At 59.8% G+C, this 7,046-nt stretch carries 9 protein-coding genes and 1 pseudogene; all 10 read right to left on the bottom strand.

Annotation, left to right across the window (positions count from 1 at the left end):
• Positions 1-100, bottom strand: a pseudogene (locus JNM42_RS05200) (IS1595 family transposase); the annotation flags it as partial.
• A gap of 98 nt (positions 101-198) precedes the next feature.
• Positions 199-699, bottom strand: a complete 501-nt coding sequence (locus JNM42_RS05195; RefSeq protein ID WP_294267237.1) for a CinA family protein — start codon at positions 697-699, stop codon at positions 199-201.
• Entirely contained in the window at positions 696-1,184 is a 489-nt protein-coding gene (locus tag JNM42_RS05190) for a phosphatidylglycerophosphatase A (RefSeq protein WP_294267246.1), read from the bottom strand. Before JNM42_RS05190 ends, JNM42_RS05195 begins: the two co-directional genes overlap by 4 nt.
• The gene (gene thiL / locus JNM42_RS05185; RefSeq protein ID WP_294267234.1) at positions 1,174-2,151 is read right to left on the bottom strand and encodes a thiamine-phosphate kinase; all 978 of its coding nucleotides are present in this window, start codon (positions 2,149-2,151) and stop codon (positions 1,174-1,176) included. The genes JNM42_RS05190 and thiL overlap by 11 nt, the downstream gene beginning before the upstream one ends.
• Before the next feature lie 107 nt (positions 2,152-2,258).
• The gene (gene nusB / locus JNM42_RS05180; RefSeq protein ID WP_294267231.1) at positions 2,259-2,756 is read right to left on the bottom strand and encodes a transcription antitermination factor NusB; all 498 of its coding nucleotides are present in this window, start codon (positions 2,754-2,756) and stop codon (positions 2,259-2,261) included.
• Entirely contained in the window at positions 2,753-3,235 is a 483-nt protein-coding gene (ribH, locus tag JNM42_RS05175) for a 6,7-dimethyl-8-ribityllumazine synthase (protein ID WP_294267228.1), read from the bottom strand. Before ribH ends, nusB begins: the two co-directional genes overlap by 4 nt.
• A gap of 39 nt (positions 3,236-3,274) precedes the next feature.
• A complete protein-coding gene (gene ribBA, locus JNM42_RS05170) occupies positions 3,275-4,399 on the bottom strand; it encodes a bifunctional 3,4-dihydroxy-2-butanone-4-phosphate synthase/GTP cyclohydrolase II (RefSeq protein ID WP_294267226.1) in 1,125 nt (374 codons plus the stop codon).
• On the bottom strand, positions 4,400-5,020 hold the full coding sequence (locus tag JNM42_RS05165; protein ID WP_294267223.1) for a riboflavin synthase: 621 nt from the start codon (positions 5,018-5,020) through the stop codon (positions 4,400-4,402).
• Between the two features lie 125 nt (positions 5,021-5,145).
• Positions 5,146-5,439 carry a DUF167 domain-containing protein gene (locus tag JNM42_RS05160; RefSeq protein WP_294267243.1) on the bottom strand — a complete coding sequence of 98 codons (294 nt, stop codon included), beginning with the start codon at positions 5,437-5,439 and terminating at the stop codon, positions 5,146-5,148.
• Between the two features lie 125 nt (positions 5,440-5,564).
• On the bottom strand, positions 5,565-6,719 hold the full coding sequence (locus JNM42_RS05155) for an efflux RND transporter periplasmic adaptor subunit (RefSeq protein WP_294267216.1): 1,155 nt from the start codon (positions 6,717-6,719) through the stop codon (positions 5,565-5,567).
• Positions 6,720-7,046 lie beyond the last annotated feature (327 nt).

Below are 7,046 nucleotides of genomic sequence, written 5' to 3'. Positions count from 1 at the left end.
AGGCAAGGCATGCCTCTTCGGTGGCAAACCAATCGAGAAACTCGTTCCAGGTCTGCGGGTAGTCTTTTCCGGGAGTTGACGCTAAAGTATGGACATCCATCCAGTTATTTTGAACCTACTGGAGCTAATTGGATACCCCTTTATTATATACAGTATAAAAGAAAAGGCGAGCAGTACACGGACGCTTGCTGGCGATGATCAGGCCGACAGATGGGTTGCACGTTCGAGCAGCCCGTTCAGAGCGTGGGCTACCGATTGAGCACGAACTTCTTCGCGAGCACCTTTGAAGTGGCAGGTTTGGCTATCGAGTTGGCCTTCCGCTCCGGCCCAGGCGAAGCACACCGTGCCGACCGGCTTGTCCGGCGACCCTCCGCCGGGGCCGGCGACCCCGGTAATCGCCAGTGCCCAGTCGGCGTGACTGTGGCGCAGGGCGCCAGCGGCCATGGCCGCAGCCGTTGCTTCGCTCACCGCGCCGTGGGCAAGCAGTGTTTCGTTATCGACGCCCAGCATTTCGTGTTTGGCAACATTTGAATAAGTAACAAAACCGCGCTCGAACCAATCCGAGCTTCCGGCCACGGCCGTCAGGCATTGCCCCACCCAGCCGCCAGTGCAGGATTCGGCCGTAGCCAGTTTCTGGCCATTGGCCAAAAGTAGTGCGCCGACCTGTGCGGCGAAGGTTTCGAGTGTCTGCTGGTTCATTTGAGAATAAATTGAAATATGGCGAGCACAAGCAAAGTGTAACCCGCAGCGATCAGGTCGTCGGTCATTACTCCGAACCCGTTCTTGACTTTCTCGTCAAAATAGCGTGCCGGCTGCGGCTTTACAATGTCGAAAAGGCGGAAAAGAAGGAATGCCGTGCTTTGCCAAAGACCACCCGCAGGGCAGAATACCAGCACCATCCAGAAGGGAACAATCTCGTCCCAGACAATGCTGCCATGATCGACGACGCCGAGATCGGCGCCAGTCCGCTGCGCTGCGAGCACCCCGCCAATGAAACAAATGAGCAGGAAACCGAGCAGCTCGAAATCATTCATCCATGGTCTGAGCAAGGGAAAAGAAGCCCAGGCGAAAAGCGTTCCGACAGTTCCCGGGGCGACGGGCGACAAGCCGCTGCCGAATCCGCAAGCAACCAGATGTGCCGGATGCGACAGGAGAAAGTGCAGCGAAGGTGGCTTAGTCTTGATCTTGAGCAAAATGATCGAATCCTTTGTGAGAAATGCTTAGTGTCTGCCCGTTTTCGTCAAGCAAATGAACTTCACCCGGGCCATCAACCATACGAGCAATGCGCCACAGCGGCAGATCGAGTTGTGCCGCCAGTTCAGCCAGTTCATGGCGCTTGCCGGGTGGCGCGGCAAACAGCAGCTCGTAATCGTCGCCACCAGCCAATTGACAGCGGCGTGCCAGCAGGGGTTCGGCACCCACAGGCAACAAGGGGAGCCGTGGCTGGAAAACTTCGGCATCAAGGCCAGAACCTTTGGCCAGGTGGCCGAGGTCGGCAAGAAGTCCATCCGAGATGTCAATCGCGGCATGGGCCAGCTTCCGGTTCAGCAAGGCCAGTCCAAGTTCAATACGCGGCGTCGGTTTTTGCAGGGCAGCGAGACAACGCGCAGCGAGTTTTTCCGGCAATTGCGTCCGGCCCTGCAGGTGTGCGAGGCCCAGCGCGGCCAGTCCGGGCTGGCCGGAAACCCACAGGTCATCGCCGCTGTGCGCACCAGCACGATGCAAAGCGGCGCCGGCCGGCACCTCGCCGAGTGCCGTAACGCACAGATTGAGCGGTCCGCGCGTCGTATCGCCGCCGACCAGGTCAACCCTGTAGCGCCTGGCACAGGCAAAAAAACCGTCGGCGAAGGCGGCAATCCAGGTCTCGTCGGCATCCGGCAGACTGCCGGCGAGCACTACCCAGCGTGGCTTGGCGCCCATTGCGGCAAGATCGGAGAGGTTGACGGCCAGGGTTTTCCAGCCCAGTTGGCACGGATCGGTGTCCGGCAGAAAATGGGTACCGGAGACCAGCATGTCGGTGGTGATCGCCAGTTCCATCCCCGGTGCAGGCGCCAGCAAAGCGCAGTCGTCGCCGGGGCCGAGAACGGCCTGCGGCGTCGGGCGCGCGAAATAGCGGGTGATCAGATCGAATTCGGAGGTTGTGGAAGGCACGATGAAAAACTTCACCACCAAGTCACAAAGAGCACAAAGTTACACCAAGAAAAACCTGGTGATTCCTGGTGTGCCTGGTGTCTTGGTGGTTCAAGGTTTCCGGTTATTCAAGATTTTCGATTGGCGGCGCGCTTGGCTTCGACTTCAAGCGGGCGCAACTTGGCAGCCAGTTTGTCGAGTACGCCGTTGACGTATTTGTGCCCATCGGTGCCGCCGTAGCCCTTGGCCAGTTCGATGGCTTCGTTGATTATGACGCGATAGGGAGTTTGCGGGCAATTGACCAGTTCGTAGGCGCCGGCCAGCAGAATAGAAGCTTCGACCGGTGATAGTTCCCTGAACGGGCGGTCGAGGTGAGCCTGGAGTTGCTCCTGCAAAACCGGATGCTGGGCGAGGACACCGCGCAACACCGCGACGAAAAACTGGCGGTCGGACTTGTCAAAACCGGCGATGTCGGCCAGATGGGCCTCAATGGACACCTCATCGTTGCCACTGATCTGCCACTGGTAGAGCCCTTGCAGCGCAAACTCGCGTGCACGCCGGCGCGGTGATTTGGCGACCCTTGCGGCTTTGCTTTCCGCTTTGGCGATCTCCGGCGTAATGCTCATGCAGGTCTTTCGCCGATGGCACGGAGCAGGTTGGCCATTTCGACGGCAGCCCGCGCACAATCCGAACCCTTCTGCTGCATGCGCGCCAGTGCCTGATCGTCGTCCTCGCAGGTCAGGATACCGTTGGCAATGGGGATACCGGTATCCAGTTGCACCTCCATGACGGCACGGCAAGAGTCGTTGGATACCACTTCAAAATGGTAAGTGTCGCCACGAATGACGGCGCCGAGAGCGATCAGTGCATCGTAGCGATCGCTTTGCGCCATCGTTTGCAGAACCAACGGGATTTCGAGCGCGCCGGGTACGGTGGCAATATCGATAGCGCAGTCGGCGACCCCCAGACGCTTGAGTTCGCTCGTACAGGCGCCGAGCAGGCCTTCGCCGATGTCCTGATTAAAGCGGCTCATGACGATGCCGATAGCCAGTCCGGCTCCGGCCAGGTCGGGTTCGTATTCATAACTGTTTTCGTAGCGGGCCATGTCAGCGCTTTCTTTTGGTTTCAGTGAATTCTGAACGGGTCATTCAAGTTCGGCCGGCGAAGCAATGTAGCCAGTAACTTCGAGTCCGAAACCGGTCACGCTCGGCATACGGCGCGGGCTGGCCAGCAGCTTCATTTTGCATACGCCGAGATCGCGCAGGATCTGTGCGCCGATTCCATAGATGCGTGGATCCCATTTCGCTGCCGGCCGCTGCGCAGGCGATTGCTCGACCAGCGCGGCAAGAATGTCATGACTGGTTTCCGGGCGTCGCAGGAGAACGATGACGCCGGATTCTACCCGCGCCAGCGCCCTCTGGGCCTGGTCGAGCGTGAAGGTGTGGCGAGCGCTGGACGGGTCGAGAAAATCGAGCACCGAGAGCGGTTCGTGCACACGCACCAGCGTTTCCCTGTCCGGATGAATCTCTCCCCGGGTCAATGCCAGATGAATTTCATTCGAGGTGCGGTCGGTATAAGCGTGCAGGATGAATTCGCCATGCACCGATTGTACCGACCTGGAGATGGTACGCTCGACCAGCTTTTCGTTGCGACTGCGGAAATGTATGAGATCGCTGATGGTACCGATCTTCAGGCTGTGCTTGCGGGCGAACTCGATCAGATCGGGCAGGCGCGCCATCGAACCATCGTCCTTGAGTATTTCACAGATGACCGAAGAGGGATCGAGCCCGGCGAACTGGGCAAGATCGCAACCGGCCTCGGTGTGGCCGGCACGCACCAGTACGCCGCCGGCCTTGGCGGTGATCGGAAAAATGTGTCCGGGCTGGACGATATCCTCCGGCCGTGCGTCGCGCGCCACTGCTACCTGAATGGTGCGCGCCCGGTCCTGCGCCGAAATGCCGGTGGTCACACCGCTCGCCGCCTCGATCGAAACGGTGAAGGCGGTGCTGAAATGGCTCTTGTTGTCGCGCGCCATCTGCGTCAGGCCGATCTGCTTGCAGCGCTCCTCCCTCAGCGTCAGGCAGATCAGCCCGCGCGCATGCTTGGCCATAAAATTGATGGCTTCAGGCGTAACGTGTTCGGCGGCCAGGACGAGGTCGCCCTCGTTTTCGCGATCTTCTTCATCAACGAGGATGACCATGCGCCCGGCGCGCATATCAACGATGATTTCTTCGATCGGCGCAATGGCGGATCGGTGTTGTGGTGACATTTATCCAGCCTCGGACGCGTCGCAAGCGTCAGGATTGAGCATGCGCTCGACGTAGCGCGCGATCAGGTCGATTTCGAGATTGACCCGGCTACCCGCTTTCAGGCAACCAAGCGTCGTCGCCTCCAGGGTGTGCGGAATCAGGTTGATGGTAAAACAGGCACCGCTCACCCGATTGGTGGTCAGGCTGACGCCATTGACGGTGATAGAGCCCTTGCGCGCAATGTATCTGGCCAGAGCCTCAGGCGCGCGGATTTCCAGCAGGCGATTATCGCCAACTGGATCGAAGCGCAGCACCTCGCCAACGCCATCGACGTGACCGGAGACCAGGTGACCGCCAAGACGATCCGCCAGGCGCAACGCCTTTTCCAGATTGACCGGGCCGGGAGCGTCAAGCCCGATGGTGCAGGACAACGTTTCCGGCGAGACGTCGACAAAGAAGCTGTTCTCCTGCGTATCGACGACGGTCAGGCAGACGCCGTTGCAGGCTATCGAGTCACCCAGCGTGACGTCGTCGAGGTCGAGTTGTCCGGCATCGATGCTGAGGCGAACGGTCGGCGTGCCATCGTTGCGCGGCGTCAGTTCGGTAATCCGTCCAAGTGCGGCAATGATTCCGGAGAACATATTGAAGATCAATCAGATGGGTACAGGCAGGGGGCACGATTCTACCACGTTGCCACGCTGGCCCGTCGGCAACAAGGTAACGGGCAGGCAAGGAACGGCGATTCGTGACGCAAGAATTCACTCTCTCAGGTATCCGGCAGCAAGCGTTGCGCAGTGTCAACCGGCGCTGCGACGACTTCAAGCACCTTGCGCCGCGAAGTCTGGCCGCTTTTAAGGCGGATTGCCGACTTTGCCAGCCCCAGCCGATCAGCAACAAACCCGATCAAAACGGCATTGGCTTTGCCATCCACCGGCGCTGCGGCCAAGCGAATTTTCAGTGCATCGCCATGGATTCCGGCAACTTCAGTTTTACTTGCGCCCGGCTGGATGTGCAGCGTCAGCCGCGTATACCCGTCACATTCACGCAGCCACTCGACGATCATTGGCGTGAAAGTCGCGCCAGCGACTCTCGAACCTCCCCTCTGGGAGGATTGGGGTGAGGGCCAAACGCTCGACAAACTGGATGTTTCGGCCAATTGCTCGTGCTCAACTGAGGTTTTGAGTATCAACGGGAGTTCGTCGCCTCGACGACAAAGGCAGCGCCGGCCTTGACACCGACGCGCTCAAGCGAGGTGACGACGCGTTCGCCGGCATTGAGACCTTCCAGCACTTCGGTAAATTCCCAGTTGGCCAGCCCGGTTTTTATCTTGCGTTCTTCAAGCTTGTCGTCGGCCCTGGCCACCAGCACACGAGCGCCTTCGAGCAGCGCCGAAGTGGGAACGCGTACCACGTTGTCGCGCACGGCAAGGATCACTTCGATGTCGGCGCTGTAACCGACCAGCAACCTGCCAGGCGCTTCGGGATTGTCGAAAGTGGCTTCGATGTCGACCGTACGCGCCTGTTTCTCGATCGCCGAAACGTAAGGCGCAACGCGCCTGACCTTGCCGGGAAAGGATTGTTTGGGCAACGCATCGAGGCTGATACGTACCGGCTGGCCAGTGATGATCTTCGGCGCGTCGACTTCATCCATCGGCGCCTTGACGTAAAGACACGAGTCGTCGATCAGGTCGATGGCCGGCGGCGTCTGCACACCGGGTGGCGAAGGCGTCGAGTATTCGCCTATCTCACCGACGATCTTGGCGATGGTACCGTCAAATGGCGCGTAGAGAATCGTCCGCCCCTGCTCGACGCGAGTGGCGTTGACCTTGGCCTGGAACTGCGCGACATCGGCCCGGGTGGCCTCGCAGCCGGCGCGCTTGGCCTGCGCCTCGGTGCGCGCCGATTCTTCACGCGAGGTGGAGACAAAACCCTTTTCGCGCAACGCGGCCTGGCGTTCGGCTTCACGTTCGGCGTTGGCCGCCTGCGCGCAGGCTTCGTTCACTCGTTGCCGGGCGGTGGCTACCTGCGCCATCGCCAGCGTGCTCTGCGCCTGCTGATCGTCGTTCCACAGCTTCATCAGCAACTGGCCCTTCTTCACGCGGTCGCCCTCCTTCACCGCCAGCACCTCAATGCGGCCACCCATGATGGTCGATAGCTTGGTGCGCTGGCAGGCTTCAATGGTGCCGGCGCGAGTATTGGCGATACTCGACTCGACCTTGCCGCGATCAATTTCCCTGACGACCACGGCAATCGGCTTCGGTCGACCGATCCACCAGAAAAGGACGATGAGGGCGGCGATGACGGCGAGGGTAATCAGCAGGCGGCGAATCAAGGGAGACATGGCGGGATAAGGGCGATCAACAACACGCAAAAGCAGACATGGTCGTGCAAATCACCCGGGCTGGCAAGGTCGGTGAAGGTTAAGGTCAGTGTGCTTCAAGGGAGCCGTCCGCTCGGGACTTAAGTCGCCCTCTGCGGAGCACTAGGACAGGCTTCGGGTCAAAATGACGTATTGGCAGGGCTTGCTTTGGCACGGGCAGCAAGATGAAGCCGTCCTGACGACAGCCAGCATCAGCGTAGTTATACAATACGCCAACGTGCCGGGCGGCAATTTCAGAATGATTCCCGGAAATGCTGTGCCGGGATAATGATCGCAGTATAACTTTCA

Source organism: Propionivibrio sp. (assembly GCF_016790145.1).
In the GTDB taxonomy this organism is placed as follows: Bacteria; Pseudomonadota; Gammaproteobacteria; order Burkholderiales; family Rhodocyclaceae; genus Propionivibrio.
The sequence above is the reverse complement of the archived record's forward strand: the minus strand, read 5'-3'. Positions and strand labels throughout refer to the sequence as shown.